Origin of the sequence: Ruminiclostridium josui JCM 17888 (assembly GCF_000526495.1) — a bacterium.
Taxonomy (GTDB): domain Bacteria; phylum Bacillota; class Clostridia; order Acetivibrionales; family DSM-1351; genus Ruminiclostridium; species Ruminiclostridium josui.
In genome coordinates, this window is the sequence record NZ_JAGE01000002.1 from 801,856 (window position 1) to 824,702 (window position 22,847).

The following is a 22,847-nucleotide window of genomic DNA, read 5'->3' on the forward strand; positions in this document are numbered from 1 at the left end:
CAAAACCTTATTTATTTTTTTGTCTTGACTCCATGTAGCTTTTCCACCATTCCTGATTCTGAATAGTGCTTAACTCCGCATCTAAATGTTCAATATCACCTTCTAAAACAACCTGAAATTCATCATTTTCATCATTGTAATCAACAATTGTCACTGAGGTATTATCATGCCAATAAACATTTTTCATATACTTAAGGGACTTCCCGTAAAACCTGCATAGCATTGCCCTAATGGCTGTGCCATGTGTAACTATACATATACTTCTTCCTTTGTTTTGTCCTATTATATCCATTACTTCTTTTAAAAGGCGATTATAGAACTCCTCCATACTTTCACCATTTGGCATTTGGTGCATATGAGGTTCATTTTCCCATGTATAGTTTTCATTTGGATATAGCTTAGGAAGAACTTCCCATGCAACATTTTCCCAATCTCCCCCGTTTATTTCCTTCATTTTGTCTGTGCGGATAATAGGAAGCTTTTTGATATCAGCTATATACTGTGCTGTCTGTAGGGTTCTTGTCAAGCTGCTTGAATATATAATGTCAATAGGAATATCCGCAAGTCTTTCTGCTACTGCCTTTGCCTGTTTATGTCCTTTTTCCGTAATCCTGCTGTCATACCATCCATGAAATACTCTGTTGAAATTTCCTTCTGCTTCCGCATGTCTTACAAATATAAGCCGTGTTTTCATGAGTACCTCCAATATTATAAATATAATGCAACAGTAATAATTATATCAAATTAATCAGTCATTCAATTCCAACTTTCCGATAATTTCATTTAGGTTTGTATGCCCATGACTCTCAAGATACTTTTCAATTCCGTTAACAATTTCTACTGGGATTATAGGATTAACAAAATTTGCAGTCCCAACCATTATGGCTGATGCGCCCGCAAGCATGAATTCTATGGCATCCTCCCAAGAGCTAATGCCTCCCATTCCTATTACGGGTATTTTAACCGCGTGGGCAGCTTCATATACCATTCGTAATGCAATAGGCTTTACTGCTGGCCCTGACAGACCTCCAAAATTGTTAGCTAAAATTGGTTTCTTTTTATTTATATCAATTGCAAGTCCAAGTATTGTATTTATAAGTGATATACAATCTGCACCTGCTCCCTCGGCAGCTATGGCTATTGACCTAATATCCGAAACATTTGGGGTCAATTTTACTATCAATGGCTGCTTGCAGTATTTTTTTACTGCAGATGTAATTTCCTCTATTCCTTTAGGAGTAGTCCCAAAAGCCAAACATCCGGCCTTAACGTTAGGGCAGGACACATTCATTTCTATAGCATCCACTTGGGAGTCTCCTAGTATTTCTGCCATTTCGCAATATTCTTCTATAGTATTTCCGGCAATGTTTGCAATTATTTTAGTTTTATAATTTTTTAAAAACGGCAGGTCTTCCCTTATAAAGCTTTCAACTCCCGGATTTTGCAATCCAACACTGTTAAGTATGCCTGCAGGGGTTTCTGCTATTCTCGGGGGCTTATTGCCTTTTCTTTCCTTTAGGGTAAGTCCTTTTACTGAAATTCCTCCGATTTGATTCAAATCAACATACTCACTATATTCCTTACCAAACCCGTAAGTACCTGATGCCATTATAACAGGGTTGTCAAACTGTACTCCTGCAATATTTGTGCTTAAATCTATCTTATTTGACATAAATAAACCTCCCATTTAGTCCCAGCAAACCTCTGTGCTCCAAAATACAGGCCCGTCCTTACATACATGGCTAAATTCCCAGTTGTTACCATTTTTAGTCTTACAAGCACAAACTAAACAGGCTCCTATACCGCACCCCATACGTTGTTCCATAGATACCTGACATGGTATTTTATTTTTTTCAGCAATAGCGGAAACCTTCTGCATCATTATAGCAGGACCGCAGGTATAAATAATGTCCGGTTTTTGAGACTTAATTTTCTCTTCAAGCAATTCTGTTACAAAGGCTTTCTTACCATATGAACCATCATCTGTAGCAATTTCCACGTTACCTGCGGCAGCCCTAAATTTGTCTTCCAAAACAACTGACTCTTTGTTTCTGAATCCTAGCAAAGCAGTCTTATTGGCTGCTTGAGAGCATTTTAACAGATAAAGGAGAGGGAAGGTCCCTATCCCTCCCCCAACTACACATATATTTTCATGTTTATCATCTATCATAAAGGAATTTCCCAGGGGCGCCATTATGTCAACTTTCCCTTGACACATACTGCAAAGTTTTTCGGTACCTCTTCCCTTTACCTGAATAACTATATCAAAGGTATTTTGAGACTTATCTACATCGCAAATGCTTATAGGACGCCTCAACATCGCATCCAATCCCCCGCATCTTATATTAACAAACTGACCCGGTTTTGCATTGGAAGCAACATATTCAGAGCTGATAGTCATTTTAAAAACATCCTTGCACAGCATTTTTGTGTTTACAATCTGTTCATTAAGAATATTACCCATATTTACCTCCGGATTTCTACTCGTCGAATATGCTTAAATTCAGTACTTCAAGCTCACCTTCGGTTTTTCCGAGCTTTAGGCATTTTATTATTGCTTCTGCTGTATCTAGTGAAGTCAGACATGGTATTGACATTTCAACAGCTTTTCTTCTTATTTTAAAGCCATCCCTGTCTGAGTTTCTGCCTTTTGTGGGCGTATTTATTATCATTGAAAGTTTACCTGCATGAATAAGCTCAATAATGTTTGGTGAGCCTTCATCCAGCTTTCTTACAGCATTTGTTGCTATTCCGTTATTATTAAGCATATTTGCAGTCTTGCCTGTTGCATATAGGTTAAAGCCCAACTTTTCAAATTCCTCAGCAATATGAATCAATTCTGGCTTATCAGTATCTCTAACTGTCATTAGTATTCCGTCTCCCGGCTTTGGAAGCTTGATTCCTGATGCTATTATGCCCTTGTACAAAGCTTCTGGGAAATTATCTGCTATTCCAAGCACTTCACCTGTGGACTTCATTTCAGGCCCAAGACTAGTGTCAACTTCATGGAGTTTTTCAAATGAGAATACAGGAACTTTTACTGAAACATATCCGGGTTCTCTGTATAATCCTGTACCATACTTGAAATCCTTTAGCTTTTTACCCATCATTACTTTTGTTGCCAGATTTACCATAGGAATTCCCGTAACTTTACTGATATATGGAACAGTACGGCTTGACCGTGGATTAACTTCTATTACGTAAACCTGATTGTTATATAAAACATACTGTATATTTACCATACCTACTACATTCAGGGCTTTTGCAAGTTTTACAGTGTAGTCTACTATAACCTCTTTAACCTTGTCGCTTATGGTCTGTGAAGGGTATACAGATATACTGTCACCTGAATGAACACCTGCTCTTTCAAGATGTTCCATAATTCCGGGTATCAATATATCCTCGCCATCACATATAGCGTCAACCTCAATTTCTTTACCCATCATGTATTTATCAATCAGTATAGGATGCTCCTGAACATTTCTAGTTATGATTTCCATAAACTCTTTGACATCCTTATCATTGTAGGCTATTTCCATACCTTGTCCGCCAAGTACATAGGAAGGCCTTACAAGTACAGGGTATCCTAGTTCATTAGCTGCTGCTATGGCCTCATCAAGAGTAAAAATTGTCTTTCCTTGAGGTCTTGGAATACCTGTCTTTTCAAGTATTTCATCGAATTTTTCCCTGTCTTCGGCTGCATCAACATTTTTAGCTTCGGTACCAAATATCTTAACACCCATATCATCCAGAGCTTTTGTAAGCTTAATAGCAGTTTGTCCGCCGAACTGTACTATAGCACCCTTTGGATTTTCTGCTTCAACTATATTTGCTACATCCTCAGGCGTCAATGGTTCAAAGTAAAGCCTGTCGGCTGTATCAAAATCAGTACTTACAGTTTCGGGGTTATTGTTTGCAATTATGGTTTCATATCCAAGTTCTTTCAAGGCCCATACAGAGTGGACAGAGCAATAGTCAAATTCTATTCCCTGACCTATTCTTATTGGTCCTGACCCCAGAACCAAAACCTTATCTCGTTTGGATTCCTTTACTTCCGAGTAATCATCGTAAGTTGAGTAATAATATGGCGTTACAGCCTCAAACTCAGCAGCACAGGTATCAACCATTTTATATGTCGCAGTTATTTTTTTCTGTTTTCTAAGTTCAGTTATTTCTTTTTGAGGAATTCCTGACAGCTTGGAAATAATTCTATCTGTAAAGCCCATTTTCTTAGCTTTTTTTAGAATATCCTTATCCAGCTGTTCTTTGCTTACAGTTTTAAGCTTTTCTTCCATTAATACAAGTTCTTTAATCTTACAAAGGAAGAAATAATCTATCTTTGTTATTTCATGAATTTCTTCAACTGTTATAGACCGTCTTATTGCTTCTGCAATGACAAATATTCTTTCATCGTTAATGTCATGAAGCTTTTTTAATATCTCGCTGCCTTCAAGATTTTTATATATTTCCTGTTCCAGTGTGAATATTCCCAGTTCAAGTGAACGGATGGCTTTCATTAGAGCCGCCTCAAAGGAACTGCTTATGGACATTACCTCTCCTGTTGCCTTCATCTGGGTTCCCAGTGTTCTCTTTGCCTTTACAAATTTGTCAAAAGGCCATTTTGGTATTTTTACTACAACATAGTCAAGAGTAGGCTCAAAGCAAGCATATGTCTTTCCTGTTACGGCATTTTTTATTTCATCTAGACCGTAGCCTATTGCAATCTTTGAAGCAACCTTTGCTATTGGGTATCCTGTTGCTTTTGATGCAAGTGCCGATGATCTGCTAACTCTTGGGTTTACTTCTATTACTGCATATTCAAAACTTGTTGGATGCAAGGCAAATTGTACATTACAACCTCCCTGTATTCCCAAGGCTGATATTATTTTCAGTGCAGAGGTTCTAAGCATTTGATATTCTTTGTCTGCAAGTGTCTGGGAAGGTGCAACAACAATACTGTCTCCGGTATGAACTCCTACAGGGTCGATGTTTTCCATGTTACATACTGTTATAACATTTCCCTTACCGTCTCTCATTACCTCATATTCTATTTCTTTCCAACCTGATATACATTTTTCAATAAGTACCTGATGAACACGGCTGAGTCTAAGTCCGTTTTCCCCTATTTCTCTCAGTTCTTCTTCATTATAGACGATTCCTCCCCCGGTACCTCCAAGGGTATACGCAGGTCTGACAATAACCGGATAATCAATCTCACGGGCAAATTCTACAGCGTCCTCTATTGTGGTAACAACCTTACTGGCAATACAAGGCTCACCAATACGCTCCATTGTGTCCTTGAAATCCTGTCTGTCTTCAGCCATTTTTATAGCTTCAGTAGCTGTTCCCAGAAGCTTTACTCCATGTTCCTGTAAAAAACCTGATTCTGCAAGTTCCATTGCCAGATTTAGGCCTGTCTGCCCTCCCAGCGTAGGTAAGATGCTATCAGGTTTTTCACATCTTATTATATTTTTTACTACTTCCGCTTTTAGGGGTTCTATATAAACCTTATCAGCTATATTCGTATCAGTCATTATGGTAGCAGGGTTACTGTTTACCAGTACTACTTCTATTCCCTCTTCTTTGAGAGCCTGACACGCTTGGGTTCCGGCATAGTCAAATTCTGCCGCTTGACCTATTATTATCGGACCTGAGCCGATAACCAATACTTTATGTATATCATTACGTTTAGGCATGTGTTATATCCTCCAACTTCTTTTATAAGCTATTTTTTGAATAATCTATCATTTTAATGAACTCGTCGAACAAATATGCTGTGTCTCCAGGCCCCGGTGATGCTTCAGGGTGAAATTGCACAGTGAAAAGAGGAGCATTTTTGTACTTTATTCCTTCGATAGTTCCATCGTTCATATTTATATGGCTTACAGTCATGGTTTCTTTATTAAGTGATTCTTCGACAATTGTATACCCATGATTTTGGGAAGTAATGTAGGTGAGATCCTTTTCTATATCTTTTACTGGATGGTTACAGCCCCTATGCCCGTATTTGAGTTTTATTGTATTGGCTCCGTTAGCTAATGCTGTTAACTGATGTCCAAGGCAAATTCCGAACATTGGCTTTTTACCAATAAGTTTTTTAATTGTATCTATTTGGAACTGACAATCCTTTGGGTCCCCAGGTCCGTTAGAAAGCATTATTCCATCCGGTTCTATTCCCAAAACTTCATCCGCCGTTGCCGTAGCCGGAAAAACATGAACATCACAGCCTCTGTTTAATAATGATCTTACAATATTTTGCTTTAAGCCGTAATCCATAAGAGCTATTTTGTAACCTTCGCCCTTGTAGTGCTTTATTTCATTTGTAGTTACCTGTAATACAGGGTTGCTAATTGTATAGCTGTTTACCTTTGCAAGTTCTTCTTGTATATTTTCAAGCTGTTCTGCCGTAATTATAGTACCTTTCATGGTTCCATTGTTACGAAGAATTCTAGTTAATGCCCTTGTATCAATACCTTCAAGACCTGTTATTTCATTTCTTTTTAAGTATTCATTCAAGGTTTCAATTGATCTCCAGTTACTGGGAGTTTTGCAAAGCTCCCTGACTATAAAACCTTTTACCTGAGGTTTCAAGGATTCAATATCATCTATATTTACACCATAGTTGCCTATTAATGGATAAGTCATACATACTATTTGTCCGCAGTATGACGGGTCTGTCAGAACTTCCTGATACCCTGTCATACCTGTATTAAAAACCACTTCTCCAATTACCTTTCCTTCCATTCCGAAGCTGTTTCCCTCGAATACCGTACCATCTTCCAGCAATAAAAATGCCTTCATATTCTCACCTCTGTGTCTTCTTTTTATTTACCTGCCAAGTGCCGTGTTTAAATCTTCTTTCATTCTTAAAACCTCTGCCCTAGCAGCATCCGCAAATTTCTCTTCAGTATATTCATTTTTCCATGTTTCTGATTTATATGCACAAATTACGCTTCTGGAAGCATTCACAATTGCACCAAGTCCATCTCTGTTGAAGGAATTTGCACAATCTCTTGCTGTCCCACCTTGTGTTCCATATCCAGGAACCAGAATATATGCATTTTTCATAATTGACCTTAACAATTTTGCCTGATTAGGATATGTGGCTCCAACTACTGCTCCAACACTGCTATAGCCATATTTACCCATAAGAGGTTTTCCCCATTCCTGTACATATCCGGCCATAACTTCATAAATGCTCTTGCATTGCTCAGTTACCAAATCTTGAAGCTGACCAGAGGATTTATTGGATGTTTTTACTAGTATGAATATTCCCTTGTCAAAACTTATACAGTCCTGAATAAAAGGTTTAACTCCATCAATACCCAGATATGGACTAACTGTAAGAGCATCTACATCAAAAACCTTTTGCTTTACTCCATCGTCTATTTCAGTTTCACCAAGAAAACTCTTTGAATAAGCCTCGGCAGTTGTACCAATATCATTTCTCTTTGCGTCTGCTATAACAATTAACCCCTTACTCTTTGCATATTTGCAGGTCTCCTGGAAAGCAATTAATCCATCAATTCCATACATTTCGTAGTAAGCAAGCTGTGGTTTAACTGCTGGCACTTCATCGTATATTGAATCAATTATCATTTTATTAAAGGTTAGAATAGCTTCTGAAGCTCCCTTTAAATTTTTACCGTATTCTTTAAAGGCTTTGTCTTTAATAAAAGCCGGCACATATTCAGTCTTTGGATCCAACCCTACAACAGTAGGATTATTCTTTTCCTGTATACTCTCAATAAGTCTGTCAATAAACATTTTTATCTCCATTTCCGGGCAATTTATAAACTATTTTTTAAGCCCAATGCATAATAATTTTTATAACAGTACCTTTTTTCTCACCACAGGGTTTCCGCCCACAATGGTATACTGGGGCTGACCGTATAGTGAAAACCCGTTAAACGGTGAATTTCTGCTCTTTGACTCAAATTTTGAAACATCTACTTTATATTGTTCATTTATATCAAAAATCATGAGATCAGCCAGTTTGCCAACTTCAATGGTACCTTTGTTAAGTCCTAACATTTGTGACGGATTAAAACTCATTTTATATACAAGTTCTTTTAGTGTAAGGTGCCCAGGCTTGACCAGATAGGTAATTGCCAGTGGAAATGCTGTTTCAAAACCAACCATCCCATTTGCGGCAATTTTAAATTCTACATTTTTTTCGTCAATATGATGAGGTGCGTGATCTGTTGAGATAATATCTATGGTGCCATCCTTCAAGCCTTGAATTATTGCATCCACATCCTTTTGTGTCCTTAATGGAGGATTTACCTTTGCATTTGTGTTAAAACCTTCACATGCATTATCCGTGAGTGTAAAATAGTGAGGACAAGTTTCTGCCGTTACCTTTACACCTCTTCTTTTTGCATTTCTTATTAAGTCAACTCCCAACTCTGTACTTACATGAGCTATGTGAATTGTTGCCTTTGTGTATTCTGCCAGTATCAAATCTCTTGCAATCATTACTTCTTCAGCAGGAGCAGGATTGCCTTTTAACCCTAGAATTGATGACTGGAAGCCTTCATTCATAAGCCCTTCGTCTACCAGGTCAAGATCTTCACAGTGTGAAATAATTGTTATATCAAACATTGAGGCATATTGCATTGCCTTTTTCATTAATGAAGAATTACCCACAGGTCTGCCGTCATCTGAAAGTGCAACCGCTCCGGCAAATTTGAGCTCCCCAATTTCACTCAGTTCCTCTCCTTTCAGCCCTTTTGACACTGCTCCAATAGGAAATACGTTTACAATACCATCAGTTTTTGCCTTATTTATTACATACTTAATCAGTGCTTCATTATCCAATACCGGGTTGGTATTTGGCATGCATGCAACCGAGGTAAAACCGCCCTTTGCCGCACTTCTCGTTCCTGTCTCAATATCTTCCTTGTACTCATAACCGGGGTCTCTCAAGTGACAATGAGCATCTACAAGGCCTGGAAATACATACAAGCCATTTGCATCGATTACTTCACATCCAGTTTCATCTATGTCACTTCCTATATCATGGATAATTCCATCCACTGCCAATATGTCTGTAACACTGTCTAAACCGGTTTTTGCGTCCACAACATGTCCGTTTTTAATCAGTAACTTCATTTACGGTTCCCCTCCTTGTTAAAAGATATAGTAGTGCCATTCTCACTGCAACTCCATTAGTTACTTGTTCGTTTATGAAGGACTGTTCTCCGTCAGTAACTGAGGTAGAAAGCTCAACCCCTCTGTTTACAGGGCCGGGATGAAGCACTATTGCATCCTCCTTGGCAAGCTTTAACCTCTTGTCGTCCACTCCGAAAAATCTTGCATATTCTCTTATTGTGGGGAACAACCCCTTCTTCTGACGCTCTAACTGAATTCTTAGTCCCATGACAACATCAGCATCAAGCATTGCTTCCTGAACCGTACTGAAAACATTTACGCCCATTTTTTCAATTTCAGGAGGCATCAATGTGGCAGGCCCGGATACATTAACTTCGGCTCCCATTTTTGTCAGTCCCCATATATTGCTTCTGGCAACTCTGCTGTGAAGTATATCTCCTATGATAGCCACCTTTAGGCCTTTTAATGTACCCTTTTTCTCAAGTATTGTAAACATGTCAAGTAAAGCTTGTGTGGGATGTTCATTCATACCGTCTCCGGCATTTATTATTGAAGATTTTACGTTTTTAGCAAGAAGATGAGGTGCTCCAGACATGGGGTGCCTCATTATTATTATATCTGAGCCCATAGCGTCAATTGTTTTTCCTGTGTCAATTAATGTTTCACCTTTTTGAACGCTGCTGCTTGATGCGGATATATTTGCGGCGCTGGCTCCCATATACTTGGAAGCCAGTTCAAATGAAAGTCTTGTTCTTGTACTGTTTTCATAGAATAGTGTAATGATTGATTTTCCCTGTAGATGCGCTGTTTTTTTGTTGTTTGATGTAACAATACATTTCATTGTTTTTGCAGTATTCAGAATATACTCAATTTCTTCTGCTGAAATATCCCTCAGTCCCAGTAAATCTTTGGATTTCAAGTTCATATTTCTTTTTCTCCTATTCCTTCCCCGTTATAGTAACATTATTTAAACCGTCAATTTCAAAAACATTAACGTGTACTATCTCACTTCTTGATGTAGGCACGTTCTTTCCTACATAATCAGGCCTTATGGGAAGTTCTCTGTGTCCTCTGTCAATTAGTACTGCAAGCTGAATCATTTTGGGTCTGTTTATGTCCATAAGTGCGTCTATGGCTGCTCTTACGGTTCTTCCCGTATAAATTACGTCATCAACAAGGACCAGTTTCTTTCCCGCAATATCAAAGTTTATTTCTGTACCGTTTATAACGGGATGCTCATTTAAGAGGCTTAGATCGTCACGATATAATGTTATGTCTAGAATTCCTACTGGAATTTCTTTACCTTCAACATCTTTTATTTTATTTGCTATTCTGGCTGCAAGAGGAACTCCTCTTCTCTGAATTCCTATCAGAACCAGATTCTCCACTCCCTTATTTTTTTCAATAATTTCATGGGAAATTCTTGTTATAGCTCTTGTTATTGCGTTTTCATCCATTAACTCGGTATGTCCCATAAGTTCGTCTCCTCTCATTTTTACAGCATATATTTAATATAAACCTGTACATACAATTGATTCGCCGATTTTATTACCTACTAAAAAAGCTTCCTGCCATAAGGCAAGAAGCTTAACATATACAAATACAACCATCCTTTGATGATTATACAAAAATCCAAGTATATTTTAATATCTCACCTTATAGCCTCTCTGGACTAATTTAAAGGTAACTCTCTTTTCACATGAAATGATACCATATCAACAACTGCTTGTCTAGACATTTTCTCTCAATTGATTTAATATACTTTGGAAATATTCAGGCACTGCTGTCTCAAACTTCATATCTTCACCGGTAACAGGATGTTGAAATGAAAGTCTCCATGCATGAAGTACCTGGCCTTTTGATTTATACTTTTGCTTTCTCCTTCCATATACCAAATCTCCGATAATAGGATGGTTTATATAGGCCATGTGCACTCTTATCTGATGAGTTCTTCCTGTTTCAAGTTTTAACTCAAGATAGGTGGCATTTTGAAATCTCTCCACTACCTTGAAATGGGTAATAGCATTTCTTCCGTTTTCGATATTAACACACATCTTCTTTCTTTCAACAGGATGTCTTCCTATAGGGGCATCAATTTTTCCGGCGTTTTCATATATAATACCGTCAACTAGCGCAATGTATTCCCTTTTTATATCATGAGTTTTAAGCTTCTCAGAAAGCCTTTCATGAGCAATGTTACTTTTGGCAACCACTAGCAGTCCAGATGTATCTTTGTCAATTCTATGAACAATTCCGGGTCTAATAACCCCGTTTATGTCGGACAAACTGTCACCGCAGTGTTTCATTAGTGCATTAACTAAAGTACCTGTGTAGTTTCCAACAGCAGGGTGCACCACCATTCCCTTTGGCTTATTTATAACTATAATATGCTTGTCCTCATATACAATATCCAAAGGAATATCTTCCGGCTCTACGTCAAGAATTTCAGCGTCGGGAACATTAACTTTTATACTGTCACCCGGCTTCACCTTATAGTTTGACTTTACCTGCACTTCATTGGCCCATATATTACCATCTAAGCAAAGCTTTTGTATATAGGATCTCGAATAGTCTTCCAGTTTGCCAGCAAGCCACGAATCAATTCTTACTCCATCTGTATCACATTCTAAAATAAACTCTTTCAAAGCAACCTCCGTGAACATATATGAATTATTTTGTTTCACCCTGAACCTGTTCTGGTTTAGCAGTTTCAGGTTTTTCTTCTTTATACAGGAACAATATATATATCATAAGTAGAATTGTTCCTACAACAACTAGTATATCCGCAACATTAAAGGTTGGAAAAACGTATGAGCCAAAATGAAATTCCAGAAAATCTACAACGCTTCCACCGCTGAAAATCCTATCGTAAAGATTTCCCAAAGCACCTCCAAGAATAAGCGACAAGGAAAGACGTAAAAACTTATGTTTATACTTTATGAGAAAGTACAATATGGCCAAAGATACTATTGATACCATTAAAATAAGAAAAATCGTTTTTCCTTGTAAAATACTGAAAGCAGCACCTTTATTTTCTAGATGCCTCAAGTAAAAAAAATCCTTTATGACGGTTACGGGATTACCTACAATTTTATCCAATACCCAGACCTTGGAAAGTCTGTCTATTGCAAATCCCACTATAATTATCAACGCCCAAAGCATATTAATCCTCCATTCATTTTTTAAAATATAATTATTGCGGCACATACCACTGTGAAAAATCGTTATAGCTGTTCCATATATTTGGATTTACAGCTCCTTTTATATTTTTACTGCACAATAGACTATTATTGATAAAATACAAACCTATGTATGGCCTTTCATCTAAAACAGTTTTTAAAAGGTTAGTATATAAACTTTTCTGCTTTTCACCATCAGGTTGAGATAAAATCTGTTGAAGATACCCATCAACTACAGGATTGCTGAATTTTGCCGTATTAAGACCTGTCTTAATATTATCCGAAGAGTATGCAAAAGACAAATCGGGTTTTGTTGAAATCTTATATCCCAGCAAAGCCATATCATATGCACCTGATTTTATTCTGTTCTGTACATTCTCCCAAGTAAGCTTTTCAACCTCTACAGTTATTCCATTTTTAGCTAATTGAGCAGCTATTGCATTAGCAGTATTTACTCTTAATTCATTTTCCTGATTAACAATAAGCTTCAGTGAAAATGCTTTACTGTTTGTTTTACTTACATATTTATTATGGGAAAGAACATATCCGTTTTGTGTCATAAGCTGTTTTGATTTTTTTAAATCTGAATACTGTTCAATGTTTACCAGTTGGTTTATCCATGAGTTTGGAAAAAGAGGTAACTCAGCAGGTACAGCTATACCATATGCCGCAGTATCAATAAGCTTTTTCTTATCAATAAAACCTGCTAGGGCACTTCTCAAACTCTTATTTGCCATTGGCCCTTTTGTTATATTCAGGGATAGAAATTCATAATTTTTACTTGGGTAACGTTTTAGTGAAATATCAGTCCGACCAATGTAATTTTTAAACTCACTGTAATCAGTCGTTACAACATCAACATCTCTGGACTGAAAGGCATTAGTAGCTTTTCCTGTGTTCTGAAATATTTTGACCTCCACAGATTGTATATAAGGAGTTGTCAACTCAGAATCACCTTTGTTCCACCAATTATCGTTGGCTTTTAGTTTTACCCCTGTTTTTGCATCATATGAGACAAAAGTATAAGGCCCAGTACCTATAGGTGCAAGATTTTTCTTTGAACTTTTTTCGCTTAGTTTTTCTTTGTTATAGTAATGTATTGGTATAATTGGAAAAGTCAGGCTATATATCATTAAGGCATCGGGTTGTTTCAAAGAAATTACAACCGAATTATTATTACCTGCTGAAACAGATGCAATATTTTGTAAACCCGCCGCATATACACTGCCGTTCTTAGTATCTAAGATACTGTTTATTGAAAACACAACATCCCCTGATTGAAGCGGTGCACCATCATGCCATTTGATTCCATTTTTTAAAGTTATTGTTATTTTTAACCCATCAGCCGAGGTTACTGCACTTTGAGCTAAAACAGGAACCGGCTGCTGTTTCTCATCTAATTTGAAAAGTCCCTCAAATACCAAACCCAAAAAATCTTGAACATACTGGTTGTTTGTTACAATTGGATTAAGTGTATCTACAGGTGTACTGAAAAGACGTACTGAACCTCCTTTTTCAGGGCCTTTGTCCAACACATCATATTTTCCTTCATAGATATCCTCAACCTGATTATTTGATTTTATATTAAGATTAACAGTACATGCTGAAAGCATTAGTCCTGTAATTATCAGTAAAGAAATAAGTCTTATAGATTTTGCCATTGTTTTTCTCCAACAAATAATCTTATTAAAAACATTTTATCTTATTTAAGCATCATAACCGCTGCCAAACTACCCGTTTTCCCTTTATCCCCCCTATAGGAGAAAAAAAGGTCAGTATTGCATTTCGTACATATATCACTTATCAGAATATTCTTTTCTGGAACACCTGTCTCCACCAAAACATGCCTTATGATTCTTTGCAAATCCATATAGTACTTTCCGTTCCTATATTCCGAATACCTATCACACCAACTGAATTTTTCCTTAAAGCTGTCATATACTTCCTTACCTACCTCAAAGCAATTCTTACATATGGAAGGCCCGATTGCAACAATAATATCTTCATAATTGCTATTATAAGTATTTTTCATAAGAACTAATGCTTCGTATGATATATTTTTTACCGTACTTTTCCAACCGGAGTGAACTGCCGTTGTGGCTTTTTTTACAGGGTCAAAAAATAGTACAGGGACACAGTCAGCATAAAAGGTTACTAAAGGAATCCCCGGCTGATTTGTTGAAAGACCGTCAAAACCAACAATATCACTTTCCACAGTCAAACCTTTCCCTGCATCTGCTTCACTAACTATTTTAATTTTTTTGTCGTGTACCTGGTTAGACAGAACCACTTTATTGTAATCAACCCCAATTGCCTCTGTAAGCCGCCTATAGTTTTCACAAACATTTTCTCTAATGTCATTCTTGTTAAAACTAAGGTTCAAAGAAGAAAACTCTCCTTGGCTTACACCTCCAAGTCTTGTAGTAAAACAGTGTGTAAGCATATGCTCGTATTCTTTAAGGTTTTGAAACTGAATATATATTAAATCATTCTTTTGATTTAATGTAATTTTTTCATTGCTTGTTATCATTCTGCCCCCATTATTTTCCGTCAAAAGAATCTGCTACTTTAAATATACGCTCAATATTAATACATTTTCCGGTTTTTTCATCAACTTCTAGGTGAATAGCACAAAACTGTACTCTGCCCCTAGCAACCTCAAATTTCTGAGGCATTCTAGTAATAAATCTCTCAATAATTAATTCCTTATCTACACCAATTACACCGTCATAAGGCCCTGTCATTCCAACATCGGAAATCAACGCAGTACCGCATGGCAAAATTCTCTCATCTGCAGTTTGTACATGTGTGTGTGTTCCTGCAAGACAGCATATTCTTCCATCCAGATACCAAGCAAGAGCACACTTTTCAGATGTGGCTTCTGCGTGCATATCTACAAAAACCACCTTGGTTTTTGATTTTATCTCTTGTAATTCTCTGTCTGCAACCTGAAAAGGACAATCAATGCTATCCATATAAACCCTTCCCATAAGATTTAATACAGCCAGTTCTTTACCATTTGATTTCAGTATAGTGTATCCTCTACCCGGAACATTTCCAGGCAAGTTTGCCGGCCTAATAATATTTTCATCAGAGTCTATAAAATTAAGAATTTCCTTCTTTGACCATGTGTGATTTCCCATTGTAATACAGTCAACACCTGATTTGTATAGCTCCTGAGCAATCAAATAGGTTATGCCGCTTCCTGCAGCTGAATTTTCGCCGTTGGCAATACAAAAATCTATTCCCAGTTCCCTTTTCAGTTGTGGAACAAATTCTTTTACAGCCTTTCTTCCGGGATTTCCAAAAATGTCACCAATAAAAAGTATCTTCAATTCTTTGCCTCCAAAAATTTAATTAAGCTATTATTATTATGTACAGACATTCATTTTTAAGTACGTAATGCCGTAATCTATAACAATTATAATACATATATCAATAAAAAGTAACACTTTAATAGATACATGCTAAATAAATAAAAAAGCGTGGAATCCACGCTTTTTTATTTATTTTAATTAATTATTTTGCATATTCAATAGCTCTAGTTTCCCTTAACAGAGTAACTTTAATCTGTCCGGGATATTCAAGCTCATCTTCAATTTTCTTAACTATTTCTCTTGCTTTCAGAACTATATCTGTGTCATTTACAACATCAGGCTTAACCATAATTCTGATTTCTCTTCCTGCCTGAATTGCAAAACACTTTTCAACTCCATCAAAGGAGTTTGCAATCTCTTCAAGCTTCTCAAGACGCTTGATGTAGGATTCCAGTGTTTCTCTTCTCGCACCTGGTCTTGCAGCTGAAATAGAATCCGCAGCCTGTACAAGAACTGAAACTACATTTGTTGCCTCTACATCACCATGGTGAGAAAGGATTGCATTTACCACATCAGCACTTTCCTTGTACTTCTTAGCCACATCGGCACCGATAGTAACATGGGAACCTTCCACTTCATGGTCAATAGCCTTTCCTATGTCATGCAATAAACCTGCTCTTTTTGCAAGTTGAACATCAACACCAAGTTCAGCAGCCATTATACCTGCCAGGTGAGATACCTCTATAGAATGGTTAAGTACATTCTGTCCGTAACTTGTTCTGAACTTAAGTTTACCTAAAAGCCTTACAAGTTCCGGATGCAAGCCGTGCACTCCTGTTTCAAATGCTGCATTGTCACCTTCCTGACGAATAGTGTTGTCAACCTCTTTTTTAGCCTTTTCAACCATTTCTTCGATTCTTGCAGGATGAATTCTTCCATCAAGAATAAGCTTCTCAAGAGTTAATCTGGCAACCTCTCTTCTTATAGGATCAAATCCGGACAATATTACAGCCTCCAGTGTATCATCAATAATTAAATCAATTCCTGTCAAGGTCTCAAGAGTCCTTATGTTTCTACCCTCACGACCTATGATTCTTCCCTTCATCTCATCATTAGGTAAAGGTACTACAGAAACGGTAGCTTCAGATACATGATCGGCAGCGCACTTCTGAATTGCAGTTGCCAATATATCCTTTGCCTTGCGGTCTGCTTCCTGCTTTGCGTTAGACTCAATTTCCTTTATTAGCGCCGCAGCCTCGTGTTTTACTTCGTTTTCTATGTTACGAAGCAAGTATTCTTTAGCATCTTCTACAGATAATCCTGCAATTCTTTCGAGCTCTTCAGTTTGTTTCTTAACAAGCTCTTCGGACTGCTCTTGCAAAACTTCAATATCCTTCAGTTTTTTATTTAAAGCTTCATCTTTCTGTTCAAGAGCTTCTACTTTCTTATCGAGTGTTTCTTCCTTCTGAACGAGCCTTCTTTCCAGCCTCATAAACTCATTTCGTCTATCCTTGATATCCCTGTCAAGTTCTACTCTGCTTTTATGAATTTCTTCTTTAGCTTCAAGAAGTGCTTCCCTCTTCTTACTCTCACCTTGTTTCAAAGCCTCTCCAACAATTCTTTGGGCCTCCTGCTCGGCACTGCCTATATGGGCTTCTGCCTGCTTTTTTCTGGCCTCAAATCCTCTATCATAAAATATTTTAGAAGCAATAACTGCAATAATTAATCCGCAGGCCAATCCAATTAGAATATTAACTATTATCTTAAACACCTCCTCCTTATTCAGTTTTCAAAGCTCAATTTTCATAATTCGTAATTAACGATTTTTAAATTGGAATAAAAACAGAAATGAACCTATAAAGGTCTATGTACTGTAGAATAGCACAAATAATAATAACTAAGCAGTATATGGCTATGACCGATACAAATAATGTATAAAACTCAATCATATGAGACGTTTTACTAAATATGTCATTTAAACTACACATAATACCAGAATTTTCCTATAATCCTAGCTGAAGCTTTTTTAACATTAATAAAACAAACCTGCATATATATATTAGCCTAAATAGCTTAATAATCAATTAATATAACTCTACAATACGAACTGTCTCTTACTCCATAATCAATTTAATTGTAAACTTATTTAATTTTTATGTCAAGAATGAAAAGTACAAACACTCTTCCTTTGATTTTGTTATTATTGACCAAGGAAGTTACAGACTGTTTTGCAACAAGGCTGCTTTATATGTATTTTTCATCAACATGGCTCTAGTCATGGGGCCTACTCCACCTGTTACCTTTGTAATTGCAGATGCTATTTCGGAAACCTCAGCAAATTGAACATCCCCAACTAGTTTTCCATCTGCTCCCCTTGACACACCTACATCAATAACAACTGCACCCGGTTTTACAAATTCAGGTTTAATAAACTCAGCTTTACCAATGGCAACTACCAGAATATCTGCATTTTTACATACATCCTGAATATTGGCAGTTTTGGAATGACATATGGTTACTGTTGCATTCTTTGCAAGAAGCAAAATAGCCTGTGGCTTTCCAACTATATTACTTCTGCCAACTACAACGCAGTTCTTTCCTGATATTTCAATATTATTTTCTTCCAGCAATTCTACAACCCCAGCTGGAGTACATGGCAAAAATTCAGGTTTTCCAATCATTAGCTTTCCAACATTCATAGGATGAAAACAATCAGCATCCTTATCTGGACTTATTGCTGCAATAACCTTATCTTCATTTATATGCGCCGGTAACGGTAGTTGTACAAGTATTCCGTTTACAGAGGCATCATTATTTAATGTTTCAATTAAATCCAGTAATTCCTCTTCTTGAGTACTTGCAGGAAGAGCGTATTCAAATGATTTAATACCAATTTCAGCACAATCGTTCTTTTTGTGGTTTACATATACTCTTGACGCAGGGTCATCGCCTACAATAATAACTGCAAGTCCGGGATTTATACCCTTTAACTTCAAATCTTCTATTTTTGCTTTCAGCTCAGACTTAACTTTTGCTGCAAGCTCAGTTCCATTCAAAACTTTGGCAGACATGGTTTCTTCCTTTCCTTTTTCCTAAGTATTTTTACAACTATTACATTTTATTTTATCGTTTTTTTCTTGTCAAATTTTTCATGTCACCCGATTTTGATTTAGCATTTGTATAAGCTGTCTTTCTACTTTGTTTTCTATTTTTGTTACTATTTTCCCTATATGTTTGCTTTGTGGATTTCCTGTCTTTTCCAGTATTTGATTTTTTTTCTCCTCTTGAACTTCTTCTTTTGCTGCCTTCACCGGCTGTTTTTCCCTTGCTGGGTACATTACCATACTGCTTGCCTCTTAATGGTTTTACAAGACAATTAGGGCCAAATCCGATAAGGTCTTCTCTATTCGCTTCCTTTAGTGCTTCTATAACAAGATGATAATTTTCCTTTTTTCGGTACTGTAATAAGGCTCTTTGCATGGCTTTTTCTTTAGGTGTTTTTGCCACATAAACCTTCTTCATGTTCCTTGCATCATAACCTGTATAGAACATACAGGTTGAAAGTGTTCCAGGTGTCGGATAAAAATCCTGAACCTGTTCAGGCATATATCCCTGCTGTTTCAAATATTCAGCCAATTCTACTGCAGCATTTAAGTCACTGCCCGGATGGCTTGAAATCAAGTATGGAACTAGATACTGCTCCTTATTAATTTTTTTGTTAATATCATAAAACTTCTTTACAAATCGATCGTAAAGCTGTCTTTTTGGTTTTCCCATTTTCTCTAAAACCCTATCCACTACATGCTCAGGTGCAACTTTAAGCTGACCGCTGACATGATGCTCACATAATTCAGTAAAAAAGTCGTCATTTTTGTCAAGCATTAAGTAGTCGTAACGTATTCCTGAACGAATAAATACTTTCTTAACATCAGGAAGTGCTCTGAGTTTACGTAATAGTTCCAGATACTCAGAATGATCTACTATCAGATTTTTACAAGGTTCAGGATGTAAACATTGCTTATCTTTGCAGACACCGTTTTTAACCTGTTTTTTACAGGCAACATTCCTAAAGTTAGCTGTAGGGCCGCCAACATCGTGTATATATCCTTTAAATCCCTGTGTCCAGGTGAGTTTTTTTGCCTCATTTAATATTGATGCCTGACTCCTTTTTTGAATTACCCTGCCCTGATGAAAATTTAAGGCACAAAAAGAACAGCCGCCATAGCAGCCTCTGTGACTAGTTATGCTAAATTCTACCTCATTAATTGCAGGAATACCACCGTACTTTTCGTAAACCGGATGGTATGTCCTTTCGTACGGAAGTGCATAAATCCTGTCCAACTCAGCAGTTGATAAAGGCATTGTAGGAGGATTCTGAACAAGATACCTGTCCCCGTGGGGTTGTACTAATGTTCTTCCATTTATTGCATCCTGCTCGTTATACTGGATTTTAAAGGCTTCAGCATATACTTTTTTATTTTCCTGTACTGCTTCAAAGGAAGGCAATACAGCTACTTTCTTATTTCCATTTGAATCAATAGCCTCCCTGATTTCAGCAGGAAGTTCTTCGTACCTTGCAAGGTATGCGGTGCCTCGTAAATTCTTGATACTGTGGATAGGAACATCTTTTTTTAGCAACCTGGCCATCTCAGTTATTGGCTTTTCACCCATTCCGTAAATCAGAAGGTCAGCTTTTGAATCTACAAGAATTGATCTCCTTACTTTATCTTCCCAGTAGTCATAATGTGCAAATCTTCTAAGACTTGCTTCAAGCCCTCCTATTATAACAGGTGTATCCTTAAATATCTCTTTTATTTTATTTGCATATACTATAACAGCCCTGTCAGGTCTGTATCCGGCTTTACCACCCGGAGAATACAAATCCGTGGATCTTTTCTTTTTACTGGCTGTGTAATGGTTTACCATTGAATCTATAACTCCTGAGGATATAAGTACACCATACTTTGGCCTTCCCAGTTTCTTAAAATCTTCGTTGTTTTTCCAGTTGGGCTGGGCGATTATTCCAACCTTGAAGCCCTCGCTTTCCAAAACTCTGGTTATTATTGCATGTCCAAAACTGGGATGATCCACGTAAGCATCTCCGCTTATATACAGAAAATCAAGCTGATCCCAGCCTTTTTCATTCATGTCTTCAAAACTTATTGGTAAAAAACTCATTTATTCACCTTGTACTAACCTTGTAAATGTCAGTACTACCTTATTTGTTATTTGATATTTTCTATGTTATTTTAACACAAATAAGGTTACAGTAAACAATAATTACGAAACCAATTCTATAAAATCAGAATTTGATCTCATGTAATCAAAAACGCTGTTACGGGAAATTTCCTCTTTTATGTCTGAATCCTTACTTATTGCCTTCTTTAGATTATCTAGTGCAATATCCTGCTTTTTCATTAATGCATAAACAGCTGCTATATTATAATACAATTCGCTCTCCTCCATTCTGTCATCGAGAGCTTTTCCATATGCCTTGATTGCTTCATCATATTGCTTTAATTCGGTTAATGATGCCCCCAGATAGTAATATACATCCTTGTCCTTTGGATTTAGCTCAACAGCTCTTGCAAAGGCATCTGCAGAGTCTTCATATCTCTCCAGTTCAAACAAAACAACACCCATGTTAAAATAAAGTCTGAAATTGTCAGGATTCACTTTAATTCCTGCAGTATATGCAGCAAGAGACTCAACATGTCTTTGACATTTTGCAAACACTATTCCAAGGTTGTTATATGCATCTATAAAATCTGGCTTTATCTGAATTACAGCCCTGTAACAATCTATTGCTTTTTCTGCTTCATCAGTCTCATCATAGATTAAACCCAGTTTGAAATAACTTTCGTAATTTTGCTGATTACGACTTATGGTTTGCTTATATTCAGTAATTGCATTTTTGTACTCTTTATTTTGAAAATAACATTCTGCAAGGTTATAATGTCCAACATAATCAACGTCGTTAATTGTTATATATGTTTTAAAAACCTTAATAGCTTCGGAATACTGTGCTATCGACATATACAACTTACCAAGGAAGATATATGCTTCTTTCTGCCTGGGATTGTTTTTAATACATGTTTCAAAACGTACTTTCGCCTCTTCTGTATTGCCCAGTTCAACTAAAAGTTTTCCCAGGGATAATGATAGTTCATAGTTGCTATCATCATTTTTCAGTAAATCTTCATAGTACATCACCGCATCTGCTTGCCTGCCTGTTATTGTATAAATCCTGCCAATTCCTTCCTTTGCATTAGTACACTCAGGATTTAATTCCAGGGACTTAAAGAAATTTTCCAAGGCAAGTTCTGTTTTTCCCATATTGAAATATGTTATACCTATATTTACATAAACTAGATATTTTTTTTCAAATTGCTCATTCAACTCCAATACCTTTCTATAGCAAGATACTGCCTCTCTAAACATTCCTTTTTTAAAGCATACATTTCCATAGTTGAAAAAAAGATTTCCTGGAGTTTGTGTAATGTCAAGCATACCTTTATATATTTCGTATGCAAAATCATAATTTCCTTGACTGTATCCGTTCACAGCTTGAATTAATTTCTTTTTTATTCCAAAAAATAAATCATCTTTCAGTGAATTTAATTCAGCAATAATATCATCAACAGAATCTTCATTTTCCAATACATCCATAACTCTTTGGTATGTCTCCGGTGTACTGACAGATGAGGATTCGGGCAAACTATTTTCAGCTTGCGGCATTATTTTATTTTCAACTGTTATATACTCCTGATGTCTTTCTATAGTTCTGTGACCTTTTATCGCTAACCTATAATCCTGTATAATAAAACATAAGGGAATTGCTATCCCGAATGCAATATAGAAAATTTCTACACTATTACTGATTTTTACATCATTCACAAGAGATAGAATTACTATGGTTAATGCTGAAAGCTGAATTGTAAAAGAAACAAGGGTTACAGCCTTTTTAGTTTTTAAAAGTCTGTAAAATACATAAGAAAGAAGTAAAATCATTAATAAAGCATTAAATGTAGTTAAAATAAACATTTTTGCACCCCCACGTATTTTATAAATTTTCTTTAGCTAGTCCACTATCAAAGTGTATATTTATAAAATAGTTATGAGAAAATGCAGATATTTATACCCCGACGGGAAATAATTGATTCAAAAAAATAATGTATGAATTATTTTTTTGTAATCCATACATTATCCAATAATTTTTTTTATATTAAATTATATG

18 protein-coding genes are annotated in these 22,847 nt (G+C 36.5%); all 18 read right to left on the minus strand.

Features of this window, described 5'->3' with window-relative positions:
* Positions 1 to 7: 7 nt before the first annotated feature.
* Positions 8 to 694 carry a histidine phosphatase family protein gene (locus tag K412_RS0119795; protein ID WP_024834701.1) on the minus strand — a complete coding sequence of 229 codons (687 nt, stop codon included), beginning with the start codon at positions 692 to 694 and terminating at the stop codon, positions 8 to 10.
* Between the two features lie 54 nt (positions 695 to 748).
* A complete protein-coding gene (locus K412_RS0119800; RefSeq protein WP_024834702.1) occupies positions 749 to 1,672 on the minus strand; it encodes a dihydroorotate dehydrogenase in 924 nt (307 codons plus the stop codon).
* A gap of 15 nt (positions 1,673 to 1,687) precedes the next feature.
* On the minus strand, positions 1,688 to 2,464 hold the full coding sequence (locus K412_RS0119805) for a dihydroorotate dehydrogenase electron transfer subunit (RefSeq protein WP_024834703.1): 777 nt from the start codon (positions 2,462 to 2,464) through the stop codon (positions 1,688 to 1,690).
* A gap of 16 nt (positions 2,465 to 2,480) precedes the next feature.
* A complete protein-coding gene (carB, locus tag K412_RS0119810) occupies positions 2,481 to 5,696 on the minus strand; it encodes a carbamoyl-phosphate synthase large subunit (RefSeq protein ID WP_024834704.1) in 3,216 nt (1,071 codons plus the stop codon).
* Between the two features lie 22 nt (positions 5,697 to 5,718).
* A complete protein-coding gene (locus K412_RS0119815; protein ID WP_024834705.1) occupies positions 5,719 to 6,801 on the minus strand; it encodes a carbamoyl phosphate synthase small subunit in 1,083 nt (360 codons plus the stop codon).
* 27 nt (positions 6,802 to 6,828) lie between these two features.
* The gene (gene pyrF / locus K412_RS0119820) at positions 6,829 to 7,767 is read right to left on the minus strand and encodes an orotidine-5'-phosphate decarboxylase (protein WP_024834706.1); all 939 of its coding nucleotides are present in this window, start codon (positions 7,765 to 7,767) and stop codon (positions 6,829 to 6,831) included.
* A 60-nt stretch (positions 7,768 to 7,827) separates the two neighbouring features.
* Positions 7,828 to 9,114: a dihydroorotase gene (locus K412_RS0119825; RefSeq protein WP_024834707.1), complete on the minus strand. Its 1,287-nt coding sequence runs from the start codon at positions 9,112 to 9,114 to the stop codon at positions 7,828 to 7,830.
* Entirely contained in the window at positions 9,098 to 10,039 is a 942-nt protein-coding gene (locus K412_RS0119830; protein ID WP_024834708.1) for an aspartate carbamoyltransferase catalytic subunit, read from the minus strand. The genes K412_RS0119825 and K412_RS0119830 overlap by 17 nt, the downstream gene beginning before the upstream one ends.
* A 13-nt stretch (positions 10,040 to 10,052) precedes the next feature.
* A complete protein-coding gene (gene pyrR / locus K412_RS0119835; RefSeq protein ID WP_024834709.1) occupies positions 10,053 to 10,589 on the minus strand; it encodes a bifunctional pyr operon transcriptional regulator/uracil phosphoribosyltransferase PyrR in 537 nt (178 codons plus the stop codon).
* A 255-nt stretch (positions 10,590 to 10,844) separates the two neighbouring features.
* Positions 10,845 to 11,759 (minus strand): RluA family pseudouridine synthase, encoded by a 915-nt coding sequence (locus K412_RS0119840; RefSeq protein WP_024834710.1) that lies wholly within the window; start codon positions 11,757 to 11,759, stop codon positions 10,845 to 10,847.
* A gap of 25 nt (positions 11,760 to 11,784) precedes the next feature.
* Entirely contained in the window at positions 11,785 to 12,276 is a 492-nt protein-coding gene (gene lspA / locus K412_RS0119845; protein ID WP_024834711.1) for a signal peptidase II, read from the minus strand.
* A 31-nt stretch (positions 12,277 to 12,307) separates the two neighbouring features.
* Positions 12,308 to 13,954, minus strand: coding sequence for a peptide ABC transporter substrate-binding protein (locus K412_RS0119850; protein ID WP_024834712.1), 1,647 nt, complete (start codon positions 13,952 to 13,954; stop codon positions 12,308 to 12,310).
* A 41-nt stretch (positions 13,955 to 13,995) separates the two neighbouring features.
* Positions 13,996 to 14,823: a peptidoglycan editing factor PgeF gene (pgeF, locus tag K412_RS0119855; RefSeq protein ID WP_024834713.1), complete on the minus strand. Its 828-nt coding sequence runs from the start codon at positions 14,821 to 14,823 to the stop codon at positions 13,996 to 13,998.
* Between the two features lie 10 nt (positions 14,824 to 14,833).
* On the minus strand, positions 14,834 to 15,628 hold the full coding sequence (locus K412_RS0119860; RefSeq protein ID WP_024834714.1) for a TIGR00282 family metallophosphoesterase: 795 nt from the start codon (positions 15,626 to 15,628) through the stop codon (positions 14,834 to 14,836).
* A 184-nt stretch (positions 15,629 to 15,812) separates the two neighbouring features.
* Positions 15,813 to 17,381: a ribonuclease Y gene (rny, locus tag K412_RS0119865; RefSeq protein WP_024834715.1), complete on the minus strand. Its 1,569-nt coding sequence runs from the start codon at positions 17,379 to 17,381 to the stop codon at positions 15,813 to 15,815.
* A gap of 445 nt (positions 17,382 to 17,826) precedes the next feature.
* Positions 17,827 to 18,681: a bifunctional methylenetetrahydrofolate dehydrogenase/methenyltetrahydrofolate cyclohydrolase FolD gene (folD, locus tag K412_RS0119870; protein WP_024834716.1), complete on the minus strand. Its 855-nt coding sequence runs from the start codon at positions 18,679 to 18,681 to the stop codon at positions 17,827 to 17,829.
* A 52-nt stretch (positions 18,682 to 18,733) separates the two neighbouring features.
* Positions 18,734 to 20,788 carry a YgiQ family radical SAM protein gene (locus K412_RS0119875; RefSeq protein ID WP_024834717.1) on the minus strand — a complete coding sequence of 685 codons (2,055 nt, stop codon included), beginning with the start codon at positions 20,786 to 20,788 and terminating at the stop codon, positions 18,734 to 18,736.
* A gap of 102 nt (positions 20,789 to 20,890) precedes the next feature.
* The gene (locus K412_RS0119880; protein WP_024834718.1) at positions 20,891 to 22,654 is read right to left on the minus strand and encodes a tetratricopeptide repeat protein; all 1,764 of its coding nucleotides are present in this window, start codon (positions 22,652 to 22,654) and stop codon (positions 20,891 to 20,893) included.
* Positions 22,655 to 22,847 lie beyond the last annotated feature (193 nt).

What these genes read in the sequence shown, in the direction of transcription:
- K412_RS0119805 (WP_024834703.1), bottom strand. Translation starts at nt 2,464, where the DNA reads ATGGGTAATATTCTTAATGAACAGATTGTAAACACAAAAATGCTGTGC.
- pyrF (WP_024834706.1), bottom strand. Translation starts at nt 7,767, where the DNA reads ATGTTTATTGACAGACTTATTGAGAGTATACAGGAAAAGAATAATCCT.
- folD (WP_024834716.1), bottom strand. Translation starts at nt 18,681, where the DNA reads ATGTCTGCCAAAGTTTTGAATGGAACTGAGCTTGCAGCAAAAGTTAAG.
- K412_RS0119825 (WP_024834707.1), bottom strand. Translation starts at nt 9,114, where the DNA reads ATGAAGTTACTGATTAAAAACGGACATGTTGTGGACGCAAAAACCGGT.
- K412_RS0119795 (WP_024834701.1), bottom strand. Translation starts at nt 694, where the DNA reads ATGAAAACACGGCTTATATTTGTAAGACATGCGGAAGCAGAAGGAAAT.
- carB (WP_024834704.1), bottom strand. Translation starts at nt 5,696, where the DNA reads ATGCCTAAACGTAATGATATACATAAAGTATTGGTTATCGGCTCAGGT.
- K412_RS0119800 (WP_024834702.1), bottom strand. Translation starts at nt 1,672, where the DNA reads ATGTCAAATAAGATAGATTTAAGCACAAATATTGCAGGAGTACAGTTT.
- K412_RS0119875 (WP_024834717.1), bottom strand. Translation starts at nt 20,788, where the DNA reads ATGAGTTTTTTACCAATAAGTTTTGAAGACATGAATGAAAAAGGCTGG.
- K412_RS0119830 (WP_024834708.1), bottom strand. Translation starts at nt 10,039, where the DNA reads ATGAACTTGAAATCCAAAGATTTACTGGGACTGAGGGATATTTCAGCA.
- pgeF (WP_024834713.1), bottom strand. Translation starts at nt 14,823, where the DNA reads ATGATAACAAGCAATGAAAAAATTACATTAAATCAAAAGAATGATTTA.
- K412_RS0119880 (WP_024834718.1), bottom strand. Translation starts at nt 22,654, where the DNA reads ATGTTTATTTTAACTACATTTAATGCTTTATTAATGATTTTACTTCTT.
- pyrR (WP_024834709.1), bottom strand. Translation starts at nt 10,589, where the DNA reads ATGGGACATACCGAGTTAATGGATGAAAACGCAATAACAAGAGCTATA.
- lspA (WP_024834711.1), bottom strand. Translation starts at nt 12,276, where the DNA reads ATGCTTTGGGCGTTGATAATTATAGTGGGATTTGCAATAGACAGACTT.
- K412_RS0119815 (WP_024834705.1), bottom strand. Translation starts at nt 6,801, where the DNA reads ATGAAGGCATTTTTATTGCTGGAAGATGGTACGGTATTCGAGGGAAAC.
- K412_RS0119850 (WP_024834712.1), bottom strand. Translation starts at nt 13,954, where the DNA reads ATGGCAAAATCTATAAGACTTATTTCTTTACTGATAATTACAGGACTA.